General features: G+C 70.2%; 21 protein-coding genes and 1 pseudogene. 10 read left to right on the top strand and 12 right to left on the bottom strand.

Features of this window, described 5'->3' with window-relative positions; genetic code table 11:
* Positions 1-528: 528 nt before the first annotated feature.
* The gene (gene dnaA / locus ACZ6W9_RS03605; protein WP_389961550.1) at positions 529-2451 is read right to left on the bottom strand and encodes a chromosomal replication initiator protein DnaA; all 1923 of its coding nucleotides are present in this window, start codon (positions 2449-2451) and stop codon (positions 529-531) included.
* A 530-nt stretch (positions 2452-2981) separates the two neighbouring features.
* Here dnaA and rpmH point away from each other — a divergent pair.
* From rpmH to ACZ6W9_RS03645, 8 genes are all read left to right on the top strand, one after another.
* Positions 2982-3119 (top strand): 50S ribosomal protein L34, encoded by a 138-nt coding sequence (gene rpmH / locus ACZ6W9_RS03610; protein ID WP_010849920.1) that lies wholly within the window; start codon positions 2982-2984, stop codon positions 3117-3119.
* Positions 3120-3231: 112 nt separating this feature from the next.
* Positions 3232-3606 (top strand): ribonuclease P protein component, encoded by a 375-nt coding sequence (gene rnpA, locus ACZ6W9_RS03615; RefSeq protein WP_470116670.1) that lies wholly within the window; start codon positions 3232-3234, stop codon positions 3604-3606.
* Complete coding sequence (gene yidD, locus ACZ6W9_RS03620) at positions 3606-3884, top strand: membrane protein insertion efficiency factor YidD (RefSeq protein ID WP_362944847.1); 279 nt, start codon at positions 3606-3608, stop codon at positions 3882-3884. Before rnpA ends, yidD begins: the two co-directional genes overlap by 1 nt.
* A 4-nt stretch (positions 3885-3888) precedes the next feature.
* Entirely contained in the window at positions 3889-4854 is a 966-nt protein-coding gene (gene yidC, locus ACZ6W9_RS03625; RefSeq protein ID WP_389961546.1) for a membrane protein insertase YidC, read from the top strand.
* Positions 4855-4888: 34 nt separating this feature from the next.
* Positions 4889-5386 carry a Jag family protein gene (locus ACZ6W9_RS03630; protein ID WP_389961544.1) on the top strand — a complete coding sequence of 166 codons (498 nt, stop codon included), beginning with the start codon at positions 4889-4891 and terminating at the stop codon, positions 5384-5386.
* Positions 5387-5805: 419 nt separating this feature from the next.
* Complete coding sequence (gene rsmG / locus ACZ6W9_RS03635) at positions 5806-6516, top strand: 16S rRNA (guanine(527)-N(7))-methyltransferase RsmG (protein ID WP_362944772.1); 711 nt, start codon at positions 5806-5808, stop codon at positions 6514-6516.
* 305 nt (positions 6517-6821) lie between these two features.
* Positions 6822-7655, top strand: a complete 834-nt coding sequence (locus ACZ6W9_RS03640; RefSeq protein ID WP_389961542.1) for a ParA family protein — start codon at positions 6822-6824, stop codon at positions 7653-7655.
* 70 nt (positions 7656-7725) lie between these two features.
* Entirely contained in the window at positions 7726-8730 is a 1005-nt protein-coding gene (locus ACZ6W9_RS03645) for a ParB/RepB/Spo0J family partition protein (RefSeq protein WP_362944768.1), read from the top strand.
* A 490-nt stretch (positions 8731-9220) separates the two neighbouring features.
* Here ACZ6W9_RS03645 and ACZ6W9_RS03650 read toward each other — a convergent pair whose 3' ends face one another.
* A complete protein-coding gene (locus ACZ6W9_RS03650; RefSeq protein ID WP_470116671.1) occupies positions 9221-10126 on the bottom strand; it encodes an oxidoreductase in 906 nt (301 codons plus the stop codon).
* Between the two features lie 132 nt (positions 10127-10258).
* On the opposite strand from ACZ6W9_RS03650, the gene ACZ6W9_RS03655 reads away from it, so the two are divergent.
* Positions 10259-11134 (top strand): helix-turn-helix transcriptional regulator, encoded by an 876-nt coding sequence (locus ACZ6W9_RS03655; RefSeq protein ID WP_470116672.1) that lies wholly within the window; start codon positions 10259-10261, stop codon positions 11132-11134.
* Positions 11135-11164: 30 nt separating this feature from the next.
* On the opposite strand, the pseudogene ACZ6W9_RS03660 reads toward ACZ6W9_RS03655, so the two are convergent.
* The 4 genes and pseudogenes from ACZ6W9_RS03660 to ACZ6W9_RS03675 all read right to left on the bottom strand — a co-directional run.
* A pseudogene (locus tag ACZ6W9_RS03660) lies at positions 11165-11419 on the bottom strand (transposase); the annotation flags it as partial.
* Between the two features lie 625 nt (positions 11420-12044).
* Entirely contained in the window at positions 12045-13103 is a 1059-nt protein-coding gene (locus ACZ6W9_RS03665; protein ID WP_470116673.1) for a threonine aldolase family protein, read from the bottom strand.
* A gap of 206 nt (positions 13104-13309) precedes the next feature.
* Positions 13310-14266 (bottom strand): D-alanine--D-alanine ligase family protein, encoded by a 957-nt coding sequence (locus tag ACZ6W9_RS03670; RefSeq protein ID WP_389961531.1) that lies wholly within the window; start codon positions 14264-14266, stop codon positions 13310-13312.
* A 244-nt stretch (positions 14267-14510) separates the two neighbouring features.
* Positions 14511-15743, bottom strand: coding sequence for an aminotransferase-like domain-containing protein (locus ACZ6W9_RS03675; protein WP_389961850.1), 1233 nt, complete (start codon positions 15741-15743; stop codon positions 14511-14513).
* Between the two features lie 296 nt (positions 15744-16039).
* On the opposite strand from ACZ6W9_RS03675, the gene ACZ6W9_RS03680 reads away from it, so the two are divergent.
* Positions 16040-16660 carry a GNAT family N-acetyltransferase gene (locus tag ACZ6W9_RS03680; RefSeq protein ID WP_389961529.1) on the top strand — a complete coding sequence of 207 codons (621 nt, stop codon included), beginning with the start codon at positions 16040-16042 and terminating at the stop codon, positions 16658-16660.
* 306 nt (positions 16661-16966) lie between these two features.
* Here the strand turns inward: ACZ6W9_RS03680 and trxA are convergent, their stop codons facing one another.
* The 6 genes from trxA to murJ form a co-directional block, all read right to left on the bottom strand.
* Positions 16967-17290 carry a thioredoxin gene (gene trxA / locus ACZ6W9_RS03685; RefSeq protein ID WP_362932476.1) on the bottom strand — a complete coding sequence of 108 codons (324 nt, stop codon included), beginning with the start codon at positions 17288-17290 and terminating at the stop codon, positions 16967-16969.
* Positions 17291-17339: 49 nt separating this feature from the next.
* Positions 17340-18272 (bottom strand): thioredoxin-disulfide reductase, encoded by a 933-nt coding sequence (trxB, locus tag ACZ6W9_RS03690; protein ID WP_389961526.1) that lies wholly within the window; start codon positions 18270-18272, stop codon positions 17340-17342.
* A gap of 167 nt (positions 18273-18439) precedes the next feature.
* Positions 18440-19465 (bottom strand): anti-sigma factor family protein, encoded by a 1026-nt coding sequence (locus ACZ6W9_RS03695; protein ID WP_470116674.1) that lies wholly within the window; start codon positions 19463-19465, stop codon positions 18440-18442.
* On the bottom strand, positions 19455-20060 hold the full coding sequence (gene sigM / locus ACZ6W9_RS03700; protein ID WP_179821653.1) for an RNA polymerase sigma factor SigM: 606 nt from the start codon (positions 20058-20060) through the stop codon (positions 19455-19457). Before sigM ends, ACZ6W9_RS03695 begins: the two co-directional genes overlap by 11 nt.
* 153 nt (positions 20061-20213) lie before the next feature.
* Positions 20214-21755, bottom strand: coding sequence for a protein kinase family protein (locus ACZ6W9_RS03705; protein ID WP_389961521.1), 1542 nt, complete (start codon positions 21753-21755; stop codon positions 20214-20216).
* 198 nt (positions 21756-21953) lie between these two features.
* Complete coding sequence (gene murJ / locus ACZ6W9_RS03710; RefSeq protein ID WP_389961519.1) at positions 21954-23558, bottom strand: murein biosynthesis integral membrane protein MurJ; 1605 nt, start codon at positions 23556-23558, stop codon at positions 21954-21956.
* Positions 23559-23579: the final 21 nt, after the last annotated feature.

A 23579-nucleotide genomic window follows, 5' to 3' on the forward strand; every position in this document is an offset into this window, starting at 1 on the left:
GGGTTCGGGTGTTCACTGTCCCGCACCTGTGTGCTCCGGGACCCCTCTATGGGTCTTGATGTTCTTAGAGAGATACATGGAGTCATCACAGTAGGGGGTGTGGAAACTGTGGAAGACCATTGTTTCCGCAGGTCAACTATAGTTTTTTCATCCACCGGGGGTGTGGGTTAAGGGTGTGGAGAACCCGGCGGCCTGTGGACGGCCGAGGTTTGCCCACAGGCCGTCCCCAGATCAAGGGGTGTTCATCCACCGGTTATCCACGAGGTTTCCCCAGGTTATCCACTGGGTAAGAGACCGTTTTGTCCTTGGGGAAAACTCTCCCCACAGGGCGTCCACAGGTTGTCCACGAGTTCTCCCCAGCTTTTCCCCAGGTTCTCCCCAGCTTTGTCCCCAGCCGATGAGGCCGAGTCATGTTCGTTCGCAGGTGATGACCACTGCCGAATGCCCCGATAATCCGTCTTCGGGCGACTCGCACCTTCAGTCCACAAGGTTTTCCACAGCCTGTGCATCACGGAGTGGCGAGTCTCATCAGCCGCGAGACTGCTGCTTGATCCTCGTGGTCAGCTCGTTGACCTGGTTGTAGATCGAACGACGCTCCGCCATGAGGGAACGGATCTTCCGGTCGGCGTGCATGACCGTCGTGTGGTCACGGCCGCCGAACTGCTGCCCGATCTTCGGCAGCGACATGTCGGTGAGCTCCCGGCACAGGTACATGGCGATCTGCCGGGCGGTGACCAGGACCCGCGAGCGCGAGCCGCCGCACAGGTCGTCGACCGACAGGCCGAAGTAGGACGCGGTGGACGCCATGATCGTGGCGACCGTTATCTCCGAGCCGGCGTCCTCGGTGATCAGGTCCTTGAGCACGACCTCGGTGAGCTGCAGGTCGACCGACTGCCGGTTGAGGCTGGCGAACGCCGTCACCCGGATCAGCGCCCCCTCCAGTTCGCGGATGTTGGTGGAGATCCGGCTGGCGATGTACTCCAGCACCTCCGGCGGCGCGGCCAGCCCCTCCTGGATCGCCTTCTTGCGCAGGATCGCGATGCGGGTCTCCAGCTCCGGCGGCTGGACGTCGGTGATCAGACCCCACTCGAAGCGGTTGCGCAGCCGGTCCTCCAGCGTGACCAGCTGCTTGGGCGCGCGGTCGCTGGAGATGACGATCTGCTTGTTGGCGTTGTGGAGGGTGTTGAACGTGTGGAAGAACTCCTCCTGCGTCTGCTCCTTGCCCTCCAGGAACTGGATGTCGTCCACGAGCAGGATGTCCACGGCCCGGTAACGGGCGCGGAAGCCGTCGGCCTTGTGGTCGCGGATGGAGTTGATGAAGTCGTTGGTGAACTCCTCGGAGCTCACGTATCTCACCCGCGCGCCGTCGTAGAGGCTCTGGGCGTAGTGGCCGATCGCGTGCAGCAGGTGGGTCTTGCCCAGGCCGGAGTCACCGTAGATGAACAGCGGGTTGTACGCCTTGGCCGGCGCCTCGGCCACCGCGACCGCCGCGGCGTGGGCGAACCGGTTGCTGGAGCCGATGACGAACGTCTCGAAGGTGTACTTCGGGTTCAGCCTGGCCGGCTCCCCCTGTGGACGGCCGCCGCGGCCGTCCCACCTGTTCTGCGTCTGGGCCGGCGGCGGGCCCGGCACGGGTGACGGCCGGTCGAAGGCGTCGTTCTCGGGGCGGGGCGGCGCGGGCCGCGGGTCGTACCCGCCGGGACCCGCCGGACCTCCCGCACCCGGGGGCCGGTAACCGTCGGAGCCGCCGGGACCGCCAGGGCCTCCGTGCCCGCCGGGGCCTCCCGCGCCCGCGGGCCGGTAACCGTCGGGACCCGCGGAGCCGTAGCCGTCGGGACCTCCCTGGCCGTAGCCGCCGGAGCCCGCGGGGCCGGCGTGCCCGCCGGGGCCGCGCTCGCCCGGACGCTCCGCCTCCGCGTCGTCCGGAGGAAGGTACGGCTGAGCCGGCTCGTCCATCCGCCCGTACGGGTAGGGAAACCGTCCACCCTGTGGTTGATGCTGTGGATAACCGGTGGACGGCGTCGCCCCGGACCCCGGGTCCCGGTAGCCGTCCTGAGCGGAGGAACCGTCTCCGAGCTGGGAGGACATGGGCTGTGCATAACCCTGTGGCTGTCCCTGGCCCTGTGCGTAACCCAGGGCCGGAGCCTGTGGAAAAGTGTCGCGCCGGGGAGAGACAGCGGTCTCGGGGCCGGCGGCCCCGGGATCGACCATGACCGCGACCTTCATGGGACGGCCGAACTCCGCCGACAGCGCGTGGCTTATCAGGGGACGGAGCTTGTTCTCCAGGACGTCACGGGCGAAGTCCGTGGGCGCGGCGAGCACCACGGTGTCGTTCATCAGGCCGAACGGCCGGGTCATGCCGAGCCAGACACGCTGCTGGGACGGGACGCTCTCGTTGAGGGAGTTCTCCAGCGCGCGTGCCCACATCGCACCGAGATCCACGTCATCCACGGCCCGGCTCACCTCCTCAGACGCGGCCCCCGACCGAGCTTCACCGCGATTCCCGTTATCCACAACCGGCGGCCGCCGGTTCCACCGGATCCTCCCGCCGTCCACCCGCCGGGCGCCCCGGAGGCCCGGAGGGCCACCATCCGGAATCCACAGGCAATCCACACGGTGTACACAGCCCCGCGCCCGCCGCCCGGCGCATCGTCGCAGCGGAGAGTGGGTCTGGAAGGGCCGACAGTAGTCTTGTCCACATCTCTGTTCAAGACGTTGTCCACAGCCTAGTGGCAGTACGGGGGAGGCTGGGTGCACGTCCTGTGGACGGCGGGGCGGCGGTGGACGAAGGGGCTGTGGATTCGTGGAAAACCCGTCCGGCGCCCGCTCGCCGGTTTGACCTGGGACACGCGGGCACCGTAACGTACGACGGTCGGCTTACCATGCGGCGGCTATTTCGCATGCCCCGCTTTCGGTAAGCCAGCCACTCTGTCAAGCGTCCCCATGTGCTGGGGGCCGCGCCCTGAGCCTGGAGCCCACTCGTGAGCAAGCGTACTTTCCAGCCGAACAACCGTCGTCGCGCCAAGACCCACGGCTTCCGGCTCCGTATGCGCACCCGCGCCGGCCGCGCCATCCTGGCCGCCCGCCGTCGCAAGGGCCGCGCCGAGCTCTCCGCCTGACGTATCCATCGGCCCGGTTCGCCGGGCCGGGGCAGCAGCGTCTCTTCGCCCGCCGGCCGTGACAGCCGGCGGGCGATAGCCGTACCTGCCCGGATCCCGCGAAGACCCACTCATGTTGCCGTCCGAATCCCGCATGCGCCGGGGCGAGGAGTTCGCCGGCGCGGTCAGAAAGGGAGGCCGAGCAGGCCGTCCCACCCTGGTCGCGCATCTGGGCATGCGCCCGGAGAACGGCGATCCGCCGCTGGTGGGGTTCGTGGTGAGCCGGGCCGTGGGAGGCGCGGTCGTCCGCAACCGCGTCAAGCGCAGGTTGAGACACCTCATGCGAGAACGCCTGGATCGTCTCCCGCGAGGTAGCCTGCTGGTTGTACGCGCCAATCCACCGGCCGCGTCCGCGCGAAGCGAGCGCCTTGCCGCCGAACTCGACGTCGCGCTGGATCGTTTACTCAGGCGGCGAGAGCCTCCCAAGGCTCGCATGGATGGGCGATGATGACGGCGCAGCAGACCGACGGCGGCACTCCCGCCGCCAGGACCCTGATGGCTCCTATCCGGCTCTACCGGGCCTACGTGAGCCCCCTGCTGGGTCCCCGTTGCCGTTTCCACCCCTCGTGCAGCGCCTACGGTCTGGAGGCCCTGGCCGTTCACGGCGCGTTGCGCGGCACATGGCTGACGATCCGGAGAATCGGGCGTTGCCACCCATTCCATCCCGGAGGTTTTGACCCGGTGCCCCCACGCCCGGTCCGGTCCGACGAAACGCAAGGGAGCTAGCTCCGTGGAGCTGTCCTGGCTGAACTGGCTGTACACGGCCGTCGCCCATGTCATCACCTGGATCCACCAGGGTTATAGCAGCTTCCTCGCCCCTGACAGCGGGCTGACCTGGGCGCTGACCATCATCACGCTGACCGTGCTGATGCGGCTGCTCATCTTCCCGCTCTTCCTCAAGCAGATGCGCTCGTCGAAGAAGATGCAGGAGCTGGCCCCCAAGGTCCAGGAGCTGCGCAAGCGCTACAAGAACGACAAGCAGCGCATGAACCAGGAGGTCATGGCGCTGTACCAGGGGGCCGGGGCCAACCCGCTCGGCGGCTGCCTGCCGATCGTGGCACAGTTCCCGATCTTCATCTCGATGTTCACCGTGCTGAACGCGATGGCGCACGGCGCGACGGTGAACGGCCAGCCCAAGTTCGGCATGTCGTGGGAGCTGGTCAAGAGCGCCCAGGCGGCGCACATCTTCGGCGCCCCGCTGCCGGCCACCTTCTGGACCAGCTCCGAGCAGATCCAGGCCCTGGGCGGCGCCAACCCGATCCAGACGAAGATCGTGCTCGCGGTCTTCGTGGCGATCAGCTCGCTGACCACCTTCCTCACCGTCCGGCAGAGCGTCACCCGCTCGGCGGCGCAGATGCCGGACAACCCGATGGCGCAGCAGCAGAAGATCCTGATGTACGTCTCGCCGCTGTTCGCCATCTTCTCGCTGAACTTCCCCCTCGGCCTGATCCTCTACTGGGTCACCACCAACCTGTGGACGCTGGGCCAGCAGCACTGGTTCTACAGCCGCAACCCCTCGCCCACGATCGACGCCAAGGGGAACGTGGTGACCCCCGAGCCCAAGCCGGGCCTGCTGAGCAAGGTCAGGAAGACCGAGGAGCCCCCCGCTCCTCCCGTCGAGCAGGGCCCCAAGGTGGTCCGCCAGCAGCCGACCCGTCAGCCCCGCAGCAAGCGGACCGGTAGCAAGAAGTCATGACGACCCAGCCCCGACAGCACGAAGGAGTGGCGGAGTGACCGAGGCCGAGAAGGAGACCGTCAAGACGGCTCCGGACCTCGCCGCGCTGGAGCAGGAAGGCGAGGTCGCGGCGGACTACATCGAGGGTCTGCTCGACATCGCCGACATCGACGGTGACATCGACATGGACGTCGAGGGCGACCGCGCCGTCGTGTCGGTGGTGGACGTCAAGGGCGGTGACCTCGTCGGCGCCAACGGCGAGATACTGGAGGCGATCCAGGAGCTGACCCGGCTCGCGGTCCACCGCCAGACCGGCCAGCGGTCCCGGCTGATGCTCGACATCGCCGGTTACCGCGACCACCGCCGGGCGGAACTGCGTGACCTCGGCACGAAGGTCGCCGCGGACGTCAGGGACAGCGGCGAGCCCAAGGCGCTCCAGCCGATGACCCCGTTCGAGCGCAAGATCGTCCACGACGCGGTCGCGGCGGCGGGCCTGCGAAGTGAGTCCGAGGGCGAGGAACCCCGGCGCTTCGTGGTGGTCCTGCCCGCCTGACTCCCCGCGGCGGACGCGAGCACCGGCCGCCGCCCCTGGTCCGTCCAGGGGCGGCGGCCTTTTTCGTCACCGGACCGTCCCCCTCCCACGCCGTCCGGGCACGGTTCTCCCCGACGAACCTCCAGGGCTTCCTCCAGGGCCTCCTCCAGGGCTTTCGCCGGCTGGCTTCCGGGTACGGCCTGCCCGCCGGCGAACCGTGCCCTCTCCGGGCATGGCCTTTCGCCGGTGAACCGCCTCCTCTGACTGTCACGATCTGCCCCGATGAACGGCCCTCTCCAGGTACGGCTTTTCGCCAGGGAACCGCTCCCCCGGACACGACGGCCTTTTCCCCGGCCCTCTTCGGTGCCTGTCGACGAGAGCGGCCCGTTAGCCTTGGAACGCCCTGACCATGACAGTTTCTGAGAAAGAGTGAGCGTCGAGTGAGCGAGCAGATCCCCGAGGCGCCCGAGGTCGCGCGCGAGGTGTTCAGCGGCGACGCCTGGTCGAGAGCGGAGGAGTTCGCCGGGCTCCTGGCCGGTCCAGGGGTGGTTCGCGGGCTGCTCGGCCCGCGTGAGGTGCCCCGGATCTGGGACCGTCATCTGCTCAACTGCGCGGTGGTCGCCGAGGCCGTCCCCGCCGGTGTGCGTCTGGTGGACATCGGCTCGGGCGCCGGCCTTCCCGGCCTGGTCCTGGCGATCGTGCGGCCCGACATCCAGGTCACGCTCCTGGAGCCGCTCCTGCGCCGGACGACGTTCCTCCAGGAGTGCGTGGACACGCTGGGGCTCGGCAACGTCGAGGTACTGCGCGGCCGGGCGGAGGAGGTCGCGGGCCGGCGGGAGTTCGACGTGGCCTGCGCGCGGGCGGTGGCGCCGCTCGACCGGTTGCTGAAATGGGCGCTCCCCCTGCTGCGCGAGGGCGGTGAGCTCCTGGCGCTCAAGGGAGAGCGGGCGGCCGGGGAACTGGCGGACGCAGAAGCCCAGTTGCGGGCCAGTGGGGTACAAACCGCCGAACTTGTGTCCGTCGGGCAGGGTAAGGTCGAGCCGCCGGCAACTCTCATCCGGGTGGTCGCCGGTCGGCCCCCCGGGAAAGCGCGCCAGGCGGTCCGCGGGAAGGACCGCACTCCGCGGGTGAAACGGACCCGGCAGCAGTAGACAGCCGGGCAGCGCCACCGGTAAGACCGAGCAAAGCGAGTACGAAGCCAGTGAATGACCGTGGAAATGCGATCTCGGGCGCGACACGCGGTCTCGGCTGGCCCGAGAATTCCGTCGCCCTGCCAGCGGGACACCCCGGTGGTCTGGGCTGGCCGGTCCCGGCTTCCGAAGCCGTGGCCCGGCCGATCGAAAGGGCGGCGACCGTGACCCAGGTGACCCAGCCACCCCTTAGCCCCGGCGACTCGCCGCTGGTACGAGAGGCACTCAGTTCAGTGGTTTCACGTGAAACATCGGCCCAGACGACCATGACCGCTCCAGGAAACTCCAGCGTGCCCCGGGACGCCGTATGGCCGCGTCCGCCGAAGACCCGCGTCTTCACGGTCGCCAACCAGAAGGGCGGGGTGGGTAAGACCACCACGTCGGTGAACCTCGCGGCGGCGCTGTCCATGCACGGTCAGCGGGTCCTGGTGGTCGACCTCGACCCGCAGGGCAACGCCTCCACGGCACTGTCCGTCGACCACCGCGGTGACGTGCCGGACATGTACAAGGTCCTGGTCGAGGACGTACCGCTGGAGGAGGTCGTCAAGGAGGTCCCGGACATGCCGGGCCTCCACTGCGCCCCCGCCACGATAGACCTGGCCGGCGCCGAGATCGAGCTCGTCTCCATGGTCGCCCGCGAGGCACGTCTCCAGCGGGCGCTGAACGCCTACAAGGCCCAGGAGTTCGACTACGTCCTCATCGACTGCCCTCCTTCGCTCGGCCTGCTGACGGTCAACGCCCTGATGGCCGCGAACGAGCTGCTGATCCCGATCCAGTGCGAGTACTACGCGCTGGAGGGCCTCGGCCAGCTGCTGCGAAACGTGGACCTGGTCCGCGCCCACCTCAATCCCACGCTCGACCTGTCCACCATCCTGCTGACGATGTACGACGGGCGGACCCGCCTGGCCTCCCAGGTGGCGGAGGAGGTGCGGTCGCATTTCAGCGGCACCGTGCTGAACACGGTCATCCCGCGGAGCGTCCGCGTGTCCGAGGCACCCAGCTATGGCCAGTCCGTCATGACCTACGATCCGGGCTCCAGCGGCGCGATGGCCTACATGGACGCCGCACGCGAAATCGCCTACCGCGGCGCTGCGGTGTGAGCGTCCAGGGGACTGTGGCTGTCATCATTACGAGGATCATCAGGGACGCCGACGTGAGCCGGGAGAGGCAGTGAGCAAGCCGCCGAGGGGACTGGGCAAGGGACTGGGAGCGCTCATCCCGACCGGCCCGGCCATGACGGAGGTACGGACGCCGGTCCAGGAGCCGGTCGTGACCACCGGTGCGACCGCAGCGACGGTCATCATGGAGCCCGAGTCGCCGGAGGGGCGGCAGCCCGGCCTTCAGCCGGTCGCGGGCGCCTATTTCCTGGAGATCCCGATCGGGAGGATCAGGCCGAACCCGCGCCAGCCCCGCGAGATCTTCGATGATTACGCGCTGGACGAGCTGGCCATCTCGATCCGCGAGGTCGGGCTGCTCCAGCCGATCGTGGTCCGGCCGGTGGACGACGACGCCTACGAGCTCATCATGGGGGAACGCCGCTGGCGCGCCTCCGAGCGCGCCGGGCTCTCGGAGGTCCCCGCGATCGTCCGCGACACCCAGGAGGACAAGCTCCTCCTGGACGCCCTCATCGAGAACCTCCAGCGGGAGCAGCTCAACCCTCTGGAGGAGGCCGCCGCCTACCGGCAGCTCCTCGATGACTTCGGCGCGACCCACGAGCAGCTCGCCACCCGCATCGGTCGTTCCCGTACCCACGTGACGAACACGCTGCGCCTGCTCAAGCTGCCACCCAACGTCCAGCGGAAGGTCGCGGCGGGCACGATCACCGCCGGGCACGCCCGTGCCCTGCTGACACTGGACGACCCGGCCGCCCAGGAGCACCTCGCCAGCCGGATCGTGGCGGAGCTGCTGTCGGTCCGGGAGGTCGAGGAGATCGTGGCCGTCGGCGACGCCAAGGCCGCTCCGGCCCCGGCTCCCCGGGCGCCTCGGGCGAAACCCGTCGAGGAGCCGGCTCTCCGCCAGCTCGCCGACCGGCTCTCCGACCGGTTCGAGACCCGGGTGAAGGTCGACTTCGGTCGCCGCAAAGGGCGCATCGTGGTGGAGTTCGCCACCATCGACGATCTGGAGCGCATCATCGCGACGATGGCCCCGGACTCCATGGGGGACAGCGAGAGCTGACGGTCCAGCTGTGACGGCGGCCCGGTGTTTCACGTGAAACATCGGGCCGCCGTGGTCTTCGCTCCAGGTCGAACCGCACCTCCCCGCGAGGACCGTTCGCTGCTCGGCCGCGGCCGGGCCGTCGTCCAGCCGTAGCCTGGCCGTCATCACCGTGCCGAATCGAATCGCCGCCGTTTCGGCGCTGAACCCTGCCTCGGCCCCGGCCGGGCCACGGCCACCCGGCCACGGTCGGGTCGGCCGCGTCCACCCGGCTACGGCCCGGCCGGCCACGGCCCGGCCGGTCTTGGCGGCCCACCCGGCCTGTCTTGGTGGTTCCATCCGGTCGGATCCAGAGAGGGCTGTCACCTCCACGACCGCGGATGTGATCTCGGTGACCACTCGTCCGATCTCGGTGAGGGCGACCTCCGGGGTCGTACAGGGGTGGCTGACGTTTCACGTGAAACATCAGCCACCCCTGCGGGCTCCGCCCGGGCTCGCTTGCCGACAGGGTTCACAGGTAGCTGACGCCGGTCAGTTCCTCGGCCGCCGCCCAGAGCCGCTTGCCGACGGCCGGATCGGCCGCCTCCCGGCTGAGCCGAGCCTCGGTGACCGGCCCCCGTGTCTCCCAGAGTCTGGACGGCCCGAAGAACTGACCGCCCCGCACACCGGGCTCGGTCGCGGCGCGCAACTGCGGCAGCGCGCCCTGCTCCACCGATTGGGTGACCAGCAGGCCGAGCCGCGCGATCATCTGCCCGAACCGGCCACGGTGCTCCCAGGCACGTGGAGTCAGGTTGGTACGGGTGAGACCGGGGTGAGCCAGCGTGCTGACGATCGGCAATCCGGCGGCGCGCAGGCGGCGGTCCAGCTCCACGCCGAAGATCGTGGTGGCGAGCTTGGATCGGCCGTAGGCGGGAGCGGCCCGGTAGTCACGTTCGAACATCAGGTCGTCGAAGTCGAGGTGCGCGTTCTTGTGGGTGATCGAGCTGAGACTGACCACCCGGGATCGCCTCGCCGCCGCCAGCCTGTCGAGCAGCAGGCCGGTCAGCGCGAAGTGGCCCAGCATGTTGGTGCCGAGCTGTAGCTCGAAACCGTCGGCGGAGGTGCGGAGCGGGCCGAGCAACACCACGCCGGCGTTGTTGACCAGCAGGTCGATCACCGAGTGGTCGGCGGCCAGCTTCGCGGCGAACGCGCGTACCGAATCGAGGGAGGCCAGGTCCAGCTCGCGCACCTCGACGTCGCCGCCGATCCGGCGGGCGGTCTCCTCTCCGGCGGCGGTGTTGCGGACGGCGAGCACGACATGGGCGCCGTGGCGGGCCAGCTCGGTCGCGGTGATCAGACCGAGGCCCGAGTTCGCGCCGGTCACGACCGCGATCCGGCCGTGCTGGTCGGGGACGTGGTCGGCGGTCCATCCGGTCATCTGCTGCTCCTGCGGGCATCGGTACGGTAGACCGACGACACTAGGAGCAACGCGGGCCGGTTCGATCGTTCCCGGCTGCCTAGGTCTGCGGGACCTACCATGGACGGCCCAGTGAGGCAGCACACTTACGGCATGACCAATCCGTACGCTCGTGAACTCGGAGATTTCCTGCGAGCCCGGCGCGGCAGGCTGCATCCACACGACGTCGGCCTGGAGCCGGGCGGCCGGCGAAAGGTCACCGGGCTGCGGCGCGAGGAGCTGGCCCTGCTGGCCGGGCTGAGCACCGACTACTACCAGCGGATGGAGCAGGGCCGGGAAGTGCGCCCGTCCGACGATGTCCTGGACGCGCTCGCCGGGGCGCTCGGCCTCGACGGCGAGGAACGCCGACATCTGTTCGCCCTGGCCCGTGCCGCCCGCCGGCCGGTATCCACCCGGGTGGACCGGGGCCCGGAAAGAGTGCCGGACAGCACACGGCGGCTGCTGCGGGTGATGGACACCCCGGCGGTCGTGCTCGGCCGGCACCTCGACCTGCTCGCCTGGAACCCGATGGCGGAGGCGCTGCTCGGTGCCCCGGACGCTTACCCGCCCCACCGGCTCAACATGCTCCTGCTGATGTTCGACGACACGCTGACCGGCGAGCGGAGGTGCCCGGACTGGGAGCGGCAGGCCCTGGACTACATCGGCATGATGCGCGCCGCCGTCGCCACAGACCCCACCCATCCGCGCGCCACCGCGATCGTCGGTGAGCTGAGCATCCGCAGCGTCGAGTTCCAGCGGCTGTGGGCCCGGCACGACGTACGCGCGTCGGTCAGCGGCACCAAGACCTTCCGGGCTCCCGAGGTCGGTGACATCGTCCTGGACTGGGACACCTATCCGCTGCCCGGCAACCCCGGCCCGGTCATGCTGGTCTTCACCGCCGAGCCGGGCAGCGCTGACGCGGACCGGCTGCAACTCCTGGCGTCATTGCACGCGACCCGCTCGGCGCTCACCGGCAACTCCTCCCAGTAATGCTTTGCTGCGACTCCCAACAGAATGATCAGCCGCCCTGGACCAGTCGAGCCTGTCGGCGGAGTGCAACGCGGCCAGCAGGAACCGGCGCAGTCATTCCCACATGTCGGCGTGATGCCAGCCGCGCAGCCGCCGCCGGCAGGTCATTCCCGAGCCCAAGCCGGGTTCCCGGGGCAGGAACTCCCACGGGATCGCGGTGTGGAGCACGAACAGGATGCCACGGGGCTTTGCGTCATCCAGCCGCGTGCGACCGGGGTGGCGCTGCCGTCGCTCCGCCTTCGGCACAGCGGCTCGATCCGTTCCCCCAAGCCGTCTGAGACGATCCACGGAGGCTGCTCACCCTTCCTCACGTGCAGATCAACCACCGTCCAGGGGGACGGATACGGCCGTAGTCGTTTTTCCGGGAGCCGTTGGTGGCGATGTTTCACGTGAAACAGTGGCCGTCCATAGGCGCTCCACCCCGGTGACCGGCTCTCCGGAGAAAGCCGTGGATTGCTCCGTGAGGTCAGCTCGTGGGCGGTGTTTCACGTGAAACATCACCGCCCACGCGGCCTGACGTTCATTCGGCTGTATCGGTGATCGTACGGCCGGACGGCGGTGGCCGGCCGTACGATCGAGAGAGCCGGCCGACCCGTACCGTCGGGGCCAGCCGGTCGGCCTTGCGGCCCGGAAAAGTCGGTGCGGGCGGCGACCACCGCGGGCAGCGACCGTCGCGGGGCCACGGGCGTCGCGGGCAGCGGCCGCCCCGGGTCGCGAGCGTCGCGGGTCGCGACTGCCACGGGCCGCGACCGTCGCGGGTTGCGGGCGACGCGAACCGCGACCGTCACGGGCCGCGGTTGGCGCGCACCGCGACTGTTCACGGATCGCGGTCGACGTGGCCCGGGACCCGTGGCCCGGGACCCGTAGCCGGTCAGGCGTCGGCAGCCGCCCGTACGGTGAGCCGGATGTCGGCGAGGAAGGCGTCGATGTGCTCAGCCGTGGTGTCGAACGAGGTGACCCACCGGACCACGTGCTCCTCGGCGTTCCAGACGTGGAAGGGATGCCGCTGCTGGAGTTCGGTGATCGCCTTCTCCGGAAGTGCCGGGAAGACGGAGTTGGACTGGACGGGGTAGCGGAGCGAGACCCCGGGAAGCCCGGTGACGCCCTCCGCCAGCCGGCGGGCCATCGCGTTGGCCTGGGCGGCGTTCTCGCGCCAGAGCTCACCGGCGAGGAGCGTGGCCAGCTGGACGGAGACGAAACGCATCTTGGAAGCGAGCTGCATCGCCTGCTTGCGGAGGAACAACGCGGAGGCGTCGAGCTCGGGGTTGAGGATGACGATCGCCTCGGCTCCCATGGCGCCGTTCTTGGTGCCGCCGAAGCTGAGGACGTCCACCCCCGCGTCCGTTGTGAGGGCGCGCAGCGAGCAGCCGAGCCCGGCCGCGGCGTTGGCCAGCCGCGCCCCGTCCATGTGCAGGAGGAGACCGCGGGAGTGGGCGAACTCCGCGAGCTCGGCGACCTCGTCGGCGGTGTAGCAGGTGCCGCACTCGGTCGCCTGGGAGATGGATACGACGCGGGGCTGTGAATGCTGGATTCTGCCCAGCGCCGAGAGCTGTCCCCGGACGTCCTCCGCCGAGATCTTGCCGTCCTCTGTGGCAAGGGGGACCAGCTTCGTGCCGAGAAGGCGTTCGGGAGCGCCGCACTCGCTGGTGTTGATGTGCGCGCTGACGGGACAGAGCACCGCGTCGTAGGGCCGCAGGAGGAGACTCAGGCCGACGACGTTGGCTCCGGTGCCGTTGAACACGGGGTAGACGGTCGCCCGGTCGCCGAACTCGGCGCGGAAGGCGTCCTCCATCTCCCGGGTCCAGCGGTCCCCGCCGTACGCGGGGGCGTCTCCGGTGTTCGCCTCGGTGACGGCGGCCATGACCGCCGGGTGGACGCCCGCGTGGTTGTCGCTGGCGAAGCTCTTCGGGAAGGGGGTGGAAGTCAGCACGGGGACCACCCTAGAACCTGCTTCGTGGGTCTTCCCCGAGGCGGGAGTCCACGGAACGGAACTCGGCGCGGGTGGCCCGGGGCGACGGCGCCGCACCGCTCGTAAGGTGGCGCGGCGTCAGTGCGGGCGCGAGGCCGGATGAGTCCGGCCTCGCGCCCGCACGCCGGCCCGGCGGGTCGGGTGAGGCCAGGTGCGTCGCGGGAGGGTCAGGCCGTGCCGCGGGCGGCGGCCTGCTCCAGCAGCACCCGGCATACGGTGCCGAGGTCGTCTCCGGCCGCCTCGACGGCCATCGGTAGGAGGGACGTCTCGGTCATGCCTGGGGCGACGTTGACCTCCAGGAAGTGCGGCAGACCGGAAGGGTCGACGATGAGGTCCGTACGGGAGATGTCCCGCAGTCCCAGGGCGGTGTGCGCGGTCACCGCCATCTCGGCGCAGGCCGCGGCGACCTCGGGGGACAGCCGGGCGGGCGCGAAGAACTCGGTGTGGCCCGCGGTGTAACGGGCCGCGTAGTCGTACACCCCTCCGTCCGGGACGATCTCCACGGGCGGCAGGGCCATCGGACCCTCCCCGAGGTCGAGCACGGAGACCGCCACCTCGACGCCCTCGACGAACTGCTCGATCAGCGCGGTGTCGCCGTAGGCGAAGCAGCCGACCATCGCGGAGGGCAGCTCCTCCGCCGTGCGGACGACCGACGCGCCGAGCGCCGAACCGCCCTGGGACGGCTTGACGAACAGCGGCAGGCCCAGCCGCTCGACGATCCGGGACAGCACCTTGGACGCGCCGAGGTCGTGGAAGGTCTCCTTCGGCAGGGTCACCGACTCGGGGGTGCGGAGGCCGACGGAACGCACGACCGCCTTGGCGGTGGGCTTGTCGTAGGCCACCCGGCAGGCATCGGGTCCGGCGCCCACGTACGGGACGGAGAGGAGCTCCAGAACCGAGCGGATGGCGCCGTCCTCACCGGACCCGCCGTGCAGCGTGACGAAGGCCGCGTCGGGCGGGTCGGCGAGGACGGTGGGCACGAGGGAGGCGTCGGTGTCGCGGATCTCCACCGGGACCCCCGCCGCGCGCAGCACCTCGCTCACCCGGCGGCCGGAGCGCAGGGACACCTCACGCTCGTAGGACAGCCCGCCCGACAGCACGAGGACGTGGCCCAGATCACTCACCCGAAACACCTCTCTTTTTCCCACCCCTGCCGCGTCCCGGGTCCGCTCCCGTCACGGCCGGGCCGTCCGCCGTGCGACGGCGGCGGAAGTCACCGTACGGCACCGCGCCGGTCCGTGCTCGCCCGGCCCGCGGGGGGACGGGCTGGGCGAGGACTCCGCGGGACGGTGAGAAGCGGTTCGGGTCCTGCTACGCGGATCACCCCGCCGGCCGTGTCCGCCCGAGCGAAGATCCACAAAGCAGAATCTAGGCGATGTCGGGGCCGGGGGTGTCCACCCCGACGTGGTCCGGCGCGGCGCCCGGACCGAACGTGTCACGCAACTGGAGCTCCTGCTCGATCACCCCGGCCAGGCGGCGGACGCCCTCGCGGATGCGGTCCGGCTCGGGGTAACAGAAGGACAGGCGCATGTTCCTGGCGCCGCCGCCGTCGGTGTAGAAGCCGGTGCCGGGGACGAAGGCCACCCGCTCGGCGACCGCGCGCGGCAGCAGGGCCTTGGAATCGAGGCCTTCGGGAAGCGTGGCCCAGACGAAGAACCCTCCCTGGGGACGGGTCCATGTCATGCCGGCCGGCATCAGGGCGTCCAGCGAGGCGAGCATGGCGTCGCGGCGCTCGCGGTACAGCTCCCGGAAGGTCTTGATCTGCTCGCGCCACGGCTGCACGGAGAGGTACTCGCCGACCGCGAGCTGGGTGAAGGTGGAGTGCGAGAGCACCGCCGACTCCATCGCCAGCACCAGCTTGTCGCGGATGGCGTGCGGGGCGAGCGCCCAGCCGACCCGGAAACCCGGGGCCAGCGTCTTGGAGAAGGAGCCGAGGTAGACCACGCCGTCGGCGTTGTCGGCGCGCAGCGTCCGCATGGGCTCGCCGTCGAAGCCGAGCAGGCCGTACGGGTTGTCCTCGACGATCAGGATGCCGGCGCGCTGGCAGATCTCCAGGACCTGCTGCCGGCGGACCGCGTTGAGGGTCACCCCGGCCGGGTTCTGGAAGGTGGGGATCGTGTAGAGGAACTTGATCGGCGCGCCCGCCGTCCGCAGCGCGTAGATGGTCTGGGCGAGCGACTCGGGGACGATCCCCTCGTCGTCCATGGCGACGTGGACGACCTTGGCCTGGTACGCGGAGAAGGTGCCGAGCGCGCCGACGTAGGACGGCCCCTCGGCCAGCACGACGTCGCCCGGGTCGATGAAGATGCGGGTGATCAGGTCGAGGGCCTGCTGGGAGCCGACGGTCACCACGACGTCGTCGGCGCCCGCCTCGATGCCCTCAAGGCGCATGACGTCGCAGATCTGCTCACGCAGGTGCGGGTCGCCCTGGCCGGAGCCGTACTGCAGCGCGACCGGGCCGCGGCGGGAGACGAGGTCGGCGACGAGCTCCCCCACCACGTCGAGGGGCAGCGCGGTGACGTACGGCATGCCGCCGGCCAGCGAGACCACCTCGGGCCGCGACGCGACGGCGAAGAGTGCCCGGATCTCGGAGGCGACCATCCCGGTTGCCCGTGCGGCGTACCGGTCGACGTAGGCGTCGATCCGCGAACCCTGGGGCGCGACGGTCCGACCGTGATCAGAATCGTGGGGCACGGTCCACCTCCTAGCTCATGTGGAGCACGCGAGTGCTCATGCCAGAGAAACCAGCGTACGTCAGTGAATGATGTCGTCTGCGTGGGGGGATACGACAGTCTGAAACGCGGACCCCCACTGGGCTACGATGCCAGCTGGGGACGCCGTTTTCGCGGGGTTTTCGTCATGGCTCGCACTCGTCTCGCCAGGATTGGGGCCAACAGGTGTCGCGTCGGCTGGCCAACGTCACTCTCGACAATCTCGACGACCTGCCGCACCGGTGCCGCCGGTGCGTGTTCTGGGAGCTGGATCCCATGAGCGGCAACCGCGCCGTCGAGGCGGGGGACCCGGCGCTGGAGAAGGAGGCGTGGATCTCCTCCACCCTCCTGGAGTGGGGGAGCTGCGGGAAGATCGTCTACGTGGACGGCGTGCCCGCCGGGTTCGTGCTCTATGCGCCCCCGCACCACGTGCCCCGTTCGGTCGCCTTCCCGACCTCGCCGGTCAGCGCCGACGCCGTGCTGCTGATGACCGCGCACATCATCCCGGAGTTCTCCGGGGGCGGTCTGGGCCGGATGCTGGTCCAGGGCGTCGCCAAGGACCTGACCCGGCGCGGGGTGCGGGCGATCGAGGCGTTCGGCGACCTGAAGTGGGAGCAGCCGGGGGCGTGCGTGATGCCCGCCGACTACCTGCTCTCGGTGGGTTTCAAGACCGTCCGGCCGCACCTGCGCTTCCCCCGGCTCCGCCTGGAGCTGAAGACCGCCGTGTCGTGGCGTGAGGACGTCGAGGTGGCCCTGGAGCGGCTGCTGGGTTCCATGAGCCCGGAGAGGGCGCTGCGGCCGGTCTGAGGCGGCCTCAGTCGCCTTCCGTCCCGCGCGGCCGTACGCGGCGGGACGCCCGGCGCTCGACAGCCCAGCCCGGCGCTCGACGGCCCAGCCTGGTGGGCGCGACCGGCGCGACTCCACGGCACGCCGTCGCGGCCGTCCGCCACGCATGCGGAAGCCCCCCGCCGTGGGTGGCAGGGGGCTTTCGCGGGTGGGTGTGCCGCTCGGAAGCGGTGGTACGGCCCGCACGCCGTGGGGTGCGCCGTGCCGCAGGGGGCCTTCTCCGGCCCGTCCGTCCGGCCCCGCCGGAGCGGGACCGTGCGGGCGGTCCTAGATGATGCCCTCGAGCTCGCGGAGCAGCATGGCCTTCGGCTTGGCGCCGATGATCTGCTTCACGACCTCTCCACCCTTGTAGACGTTCAGGGTCGGAATCTGGAGTACACCGTACTTGCCGGCGGTCGCCGGGTTCTCGTCGACGTTCAGCTTGACGACGGTCAGCTTGTCGGCCTGCTCGCCGGCGATCTCCTCCAGGATCGGGGCGACCTGGCGGCACGGGCCGCACCACTCGGCCCAGAAGTCGACGATGACGGGCTTGTCGTTCTTCAGGACGTCGGCGTCGAAGCTGGCGTCGGTCACGCTCTTGATGGCGCCCAAGGTCTTGCTCCCTCTTCGTGTATCGGTGTGTCCGGGTGTGTCGGTCGGGTCAGCTCTCGTGGTCGGCCAGCCAGCGCTCGGCGTCGAGCGCGGCGGCGCAGCCGGTGCCGGCGGCGGTGATCGCCTGCCGGTAGGTGTGGTCGACGACGTCACCGGCGGCGAACACCCCGTCGACGTTCGTGCGGGTCGAGGGGGCGTCGACCTTGATGTACCCCTCCTCGTCGAGCTCGACCTGGCCCTTGAGGAGCTCGGTGCGCGGGTCGTGCCCGATCGCGATGAACAGGCCGGTGGCCGCCAGCTCGCTCTCCTCACCCGTCTTGACGTTGCGCAGCCGGAGCCCGGAGACCTTGGTGTCGCCGAGGACGTCGACCACCTCGCTGTCCCAGACGAAGCGGATCTTGTCGTTGGCGAACGCCCGGTCCTGCATGATCTTGCTGGCGCGCAGCTCGGCGCGGCGGTGCACGACGGTCACCGACCTGGCGAACCGGGTCAGGAAGGTCGCCTCCTCCATGGCGGTGTCGCCGCCGCCGACGACCACGATGTCCTGGTCGCGGAAGAAGAAGCCGTCACAGGTGGCGCACCAGGAGACGCCGTGGCCGGACAGGCGCTTCTCGTTGGGCACGCCCAGCTCACGGTAGCCGGAGCCGGTGGCCAGGATGACGGTCCTGGCGTGGTACGTGTCGGTGGCGGTCCTGACGACCTTGGGGTCGGCCTGCAGGTCGACCTCGACCACGTCGTCGGCGATCAGCTCGGCGCCGAACCTCTCCGCCTGCTTGCGGAGGTTGTCCATCAGGTCCGGCCCCATGATGCCGTCGGGGAAGCCGGGGAAGTTCTCCACCTCGGTGGTGTTCATCAGCGCGCCACCGGCCGTGACCGAGCCCTCGAAGACGAGGGGCTTCAGATCGGCGCGTGCCGAGTACACGGCCGACGTGTAACCGGCGGGACCCGAGCCGATGATGATCACATTCCGGACGTCCATCACTGCGGTGACCTTTCCCGTCGTCGTTGCCAGTGGCGTCAACAGATACTAGGCGCCGGTGATTCCCTCACCCGAAACGGCGCGTCCACCTGCGCGAAGACGGGCGGGGCCCGGCACGGATGACTCCGTGCCGGGCCCCGATGTCCTCGCGGATCGTCGTCCCCGCGGACCTACTTCCACCGGGCGAAGGCCGGCTTGCGCACGTTCTCGCACTGCGGGCCCACGACGTGGACGCGCACGGTGTTCTTCGCCTTGTTCTGCCAGAAGACCATGATGTTGGCCTCCTGCCCGTTGTAGAAGCCCTGGTCCACCGCGAACGGAAATCTCCCGATCTTCTTGGAGACCTGCTGCACACACTGGTCGATCTTGGACGCGTCGGTCGCCTGGGCGGCGTCCACGATCTGCGCCGGACCGATGTACTCCAGCAGCGAGCCGCTGAGCTCCTGCTCGGTGTAGTTCCAGTTGCTGTCGGTCAGCTGGTAGGCGGGCTCGCTGGCCGACGGAGAAAGGGCGATCGGGTCGTTCTGACCCGGTCCGGAGGCGGCGAACATGTTGCTCGACACCACGGTCGCGCCGATCACCGCCGCGGCCGCCATGCCCGCCACCGCGGGAAGGGCCCACCGGCGCCGCGCGGCTCCGGAACCACGGCGCCGCCTGACCGGCGCCGGGACCACGGTGCCGTCGTCGCCGACGACTCCGAGGCGGGCGGCCGGCACGGCGGGCTCGCCGTCGAAACCGTCGAAACCACGGTCGCGGTCGTCGCCGGCGACCTCCGGCCGCACGGCGGGGGCGTCGCCTTCCCCACCTGTTCCCGGCCGCGTGACAGGGACCACGGTGCCGTCGTCGCCGACGATCCCGAGGCGCGTCACCGGCTCGGGGGAGGACGTCGTCTCCCACGGCGCGTCGCGCATTATGTCGTCCCAGGCCGGTGCCTCCACCAGGCCTACTCCACCTCCACGGAAGCTCTCGGCCTCAGCGGCCAGCGCACGGTCGATCCTGAGGGCGACACCCATCGGCATGGCCGGGGTGGGCGTCGCGGCAAGCACCTCACGGACCGCTGCGAGGTCGGCGAGGCTTTCGCCACAGGGATCGCAGATCGCGAGATGCTCGCGTACCTGCAGAGCCGTGGCGGCGTCGAGAAGACCCTCGGCCAATTCGGCCAGGGTCTCCAGGTCGTAGTGCGTGTCACCCGTCACGAAGTTCTGCTCCCTTCGCGGATGAGACGCGAGTGAGGTCTGATCGGTTCCGTAGGTGAGAAAGAATCGGGGCCAGTTTCGCCCGGCCGCGGGCGCATCTGCTCTTCACGGTGCCGCTCGGCACCCCGAGGACCTGGGCCGCGTCCTCGACGGAGTAGCCCATCATGTCCACGAGCACCAACGCGGCGCGCTGGTCGGCGGGCAGCAGCCGGAGCGCGGACGAGACCTCCATGGAGACCTCGCGCTCGGCCGTCTGGTCCTGCACGGGGGTGTCGCGCTCCGCGGCCTCGACGAGCTCGTCGTCGGCGACCGGGCGGACGGACTTCCTGCGCATGCGGTCCAGGCACGCGTTCACCACGATGCGGTGCAGCCACGTGGTGACGGCCGCCTCGCCGCGGAAGCTGTCGGCCTTGCGGTAGGCGGAGACGAACGCGTCCTGTACGGCGTCGGCCGCCTCGTCGGGGTCACCCAGCGTGCGCAGGGCGACCGCCCACATGCGGTCTCGGTGACGCTTGACTATTTCACTGAAAGCGTGCGGATCCCCGGCGATGTGCCGGGTCAGCAGATCGGCGTCGGACACGGCTGGCCGCGCCATCTGCTCCGCCGCTGGCGGGGTCTCTGGTGGGAGGTTCACAAGGAAAGTCCTGCTGCCGGTCCGGGGAGAATCACCACTACGGGATAGATGGTGCCACGAAATCTCTGATGATCGGCAAGAAGCAGGGTAAAAGCGTCTGAATCCGTACAGCTCTCACTTGGTGGCGAGGATCTTCACATCTATGATCGTTCCTCGGTACTTCCCCTGGAAGGTCGGCATCCTGGTGAACCAGACGCACACGTAGCGGCCCTTCTGCGGGGAGTCGGCGCTGAAGGTCTTCTTGCCCCCGAGGTCGGTGAACTTGTGGACCGGCTTCAGGGAGTCGAGGTCGGCGGACGGGCCGACCCGCAGCTCGGCCGTGCCGCCGGAGCCCGCCCCGAAGTCGACCGTGACCTGCTTGACCGGCACGCTCTCACCGAGGTCGAGCAGCAGCCCGGTTCCCTTCTTCAGGTTGCCGAAGTCGGCCGAGTCGTAGGACGCCGAGTGCCAGTCGGTGGAGGGCTTGCCGTCGATCGCGCCCGGCGCCAGCTCGTCACGCTCGTAGCCGTTGTCGTCGCCCTGCGGGTCGAAGCCGTCGGCGTTCTGGACCTTGACCTCGCGGGTGGCCGTGGCCGGCGTGGGCGTGGGCGTGGCGGTCGGGGCGGCCGTGGGCGGCCCGGAGGCGCCGATGCTGCGGCCCAGCGTCCAGGCGACCAGCCCGACGGCCACCATCACCAGCAGCACGACGAGGGTCATGGCGACCTTGTTGACCGTCCCGCCGCCCGCCGGACGCGGCTGCTGGTAGGGCTGCTGGTACGACTGCTGGTACGGCGGCCGGGTGACGGGAGCGCCGGGCCCGGCCGACGCCTGCGTCGTGGCGGGAGGCGCCTCGGAGCGCGAGGCCGTCACCGGCGGCAGGGCCGTCGAGGGCAGCGGCATGGGCATGGGCGTGGGCCTCGGCACCGAGCTGAGCGCCTCGGCGAACTCCGCCGGCGTGGTCAGCGGGGTGAGCCCCTTGCGGCTCGCCGGCAGCAGCGCCCGGCAGGTGATGGTGTCGAGATAGCCCGGGACCCCGGCGGTGACCTGCCGCGGCGTGCAGTAGTGGCCGTCATCCACGGGGGCGGCCGGCAGCCCGCCCTCCTGCTCCTCGCCCGGCCAGTGACCGGTCAGTCCGGCGTACAGCAGGCGGCCGAGGCCCTCGGCGTCGGCGCGGGCCGGGTCGTCGCTGGCGACCTCCGCCAGGGCGGCGTCGATCCCCACGCCGAGCAGCTTGACCGTGTTGCCGGAGGTCCACACCAGGTGGTCGGGGGTCAGGCACAGGTGCGCGATGTCCGCCTCGTGCGAGTGGGCCAGCGCCTCGGCGGCCTCGGCGACCAGCGCGGCGGCCCGCTCGGCCTCCAGCGACCCGGAGGCGACCATGTCGCCGAAGGTCTCGCCGCTCACCCACTCGCTGACGACGTAGGAGCGCCCGTCGTCCTCGGTGGCGTCGAACACCTGGGTCAGGCGCGGGTCGGTCAGCCGGCTCGCCGCGCGGGCGGCGGTGACGACCTCGTTGAGACGTGGGAAGTCGGGGTCGAAGGTGTGGACCGCGACGGGGCGGGCGAGCACCTCGTCGATCGCCTTCCACAGGGTGGCCCCGCCTGACTCGTGGACCCGGTCCTCGAGCCGGAAACGGTCGGCCAGCTTCGTGCCCGGCTCGACGGCGGCGGAGCTCATGAGGTCTCCGCTACTGGAGACGCGACACCGTCAACCTCGACGGCCGACACGTCAAGACACATCACAATATGCCGGGTGGATCCGCCCACGCCCTCCTGCTTCCATTAGCCGCATGTCGTCACACGCGTCGCACCATGGTAGTCCCGCGCCGGTTCCGCCCGTCTTCCGCTTGTCAGACGCTTGGGACAAGTCTTGGGGTTACCGGCCTACCCGTCCTGCCACCATTCCAACGATCGAGCCGACCTCCGGGATGCGCATCCGGTGCGCGAAGGCCAGATAGAGCACCATACCGAGACCTCCGCCCGCGGCGAGCATGATGGCCGCGTTGAAGGGGGTCAGGTCGGCGAGTCCCCGGGTGATCCACAGCACGCCGAGCGCGAGCGCCGCGGCCGGCAGGGCCGCGAGGTACATCCGGGACAGCCCGGCGGCCACCACGCGCCCGTTCAGCCCGCCCGCGCGGCGGGCGGCCATCCGCCAGGCCACCGCGGTGCCCACGACGTAGGAGACGGTGAGTGCGAACGCCAGGCCCATGACGACGTACTCGGGGGGCAGGACGGCGGCGGCGAGGAAGCTGAGCGCGATGCTCACCGCCGTGTTGCCCGCCCCGATGAGGACCGGGGTCCTCGTGTCGCCGAAGGCGTAGAACACGCGCAGCAGGAGCTGGAAGAGCGAGAACGGCACCAGCGCCAGCCCGAAGACCTGCAGCACGCTGCCGATGTACAGGGCGTTGGCGGGGTCGTTGTTGCCCCAGGAGTAGATCAGCACGGTCACGGCCGGGCCCAGCACCATCAGCAGCACCCCGGCGGGCACGAGCAGCGACGCCACCAGCCGAACGCCCGAGGCGAACTCGTCGCGGACCGAGGTCAGGTCGCCCTCGGCGACCGACCGGCTCATCCGGGGCAGCATCGCGGTGATCACCGAGACCGCGATGATCCCGTAGGGGAGCTGGAAGAGCTGGAACGCCTGGGAGTAGGCGGTGTTGCCCGCGCCCGGCGCCCGGTCACCGGCCGCCGAGGCGATGTTGGTCGTGACCAGGAAGCCGAGCTGGGTGATGGTCACGTACAGGAAGGTCCAGGAGCCGGCCTTGGCCATCTCGCCCAGCCCGGCCTGACGCAGGTCGAACCGGGGCGTGAGGCGGAAGCCCGCCCGGTGCAGCGAGACCATCAGCACCAGGCACTGGGCCACGATCCCGAGGGTGGTGCCGAGGCCCAGGACGGTGAGGTCGGAGCCGCTCACCGCGGTGACGTCCGCGCCCGCCCGCCCCGCCTTCACGTAGTACAGGGCCAGGACGGCGATCATCACGATGTTGTTCAGCACCGGGGCCCACATCGGGGCGGCGAACCGGTCCCGGGTGTTGAGGATCGCCCCGGCGAGCGCCCCGACGCCGACGAAGGCGACCTGCGGCAGGAGGTAGCGGGCCAGCGTGACCGTCACCTCGACCCGCTCGGGACCCCAGTCGTGGGTGTAGAGGCCGATCAGCGGCCGGGCGAGCAGCACCGCGATGACGGTCAGCACCAGCAGTCCGAGCACGCCCGCGGTCATCAGCCGCTGCTCGTAGGCCCGGCCGCCGTCCGGGTCGGTCTTCTGGCGCCGCACGATCGACGGCACCACGACGCTGCTCAGCACCCCGCCGAGGAGGTAGTCGAACAGGATGAACGGGATCATGTTGGCGACGGTGTAGGCGTCGCCCATCTGCGCGCTGCCCAGCGCGGCCACCAGCACCGCCGAGCGGACGAACCCGGTGACGCGGGAGACCATCGTGCCCGCCGCCATGATCGCGCTCGCGCGCAGGACCCTGCTCATGGGCTTCCTTCCACTGGGGGA

The organism is Streptosporangium sp. NPDC053982 (genome assembly GCF_055585205.1).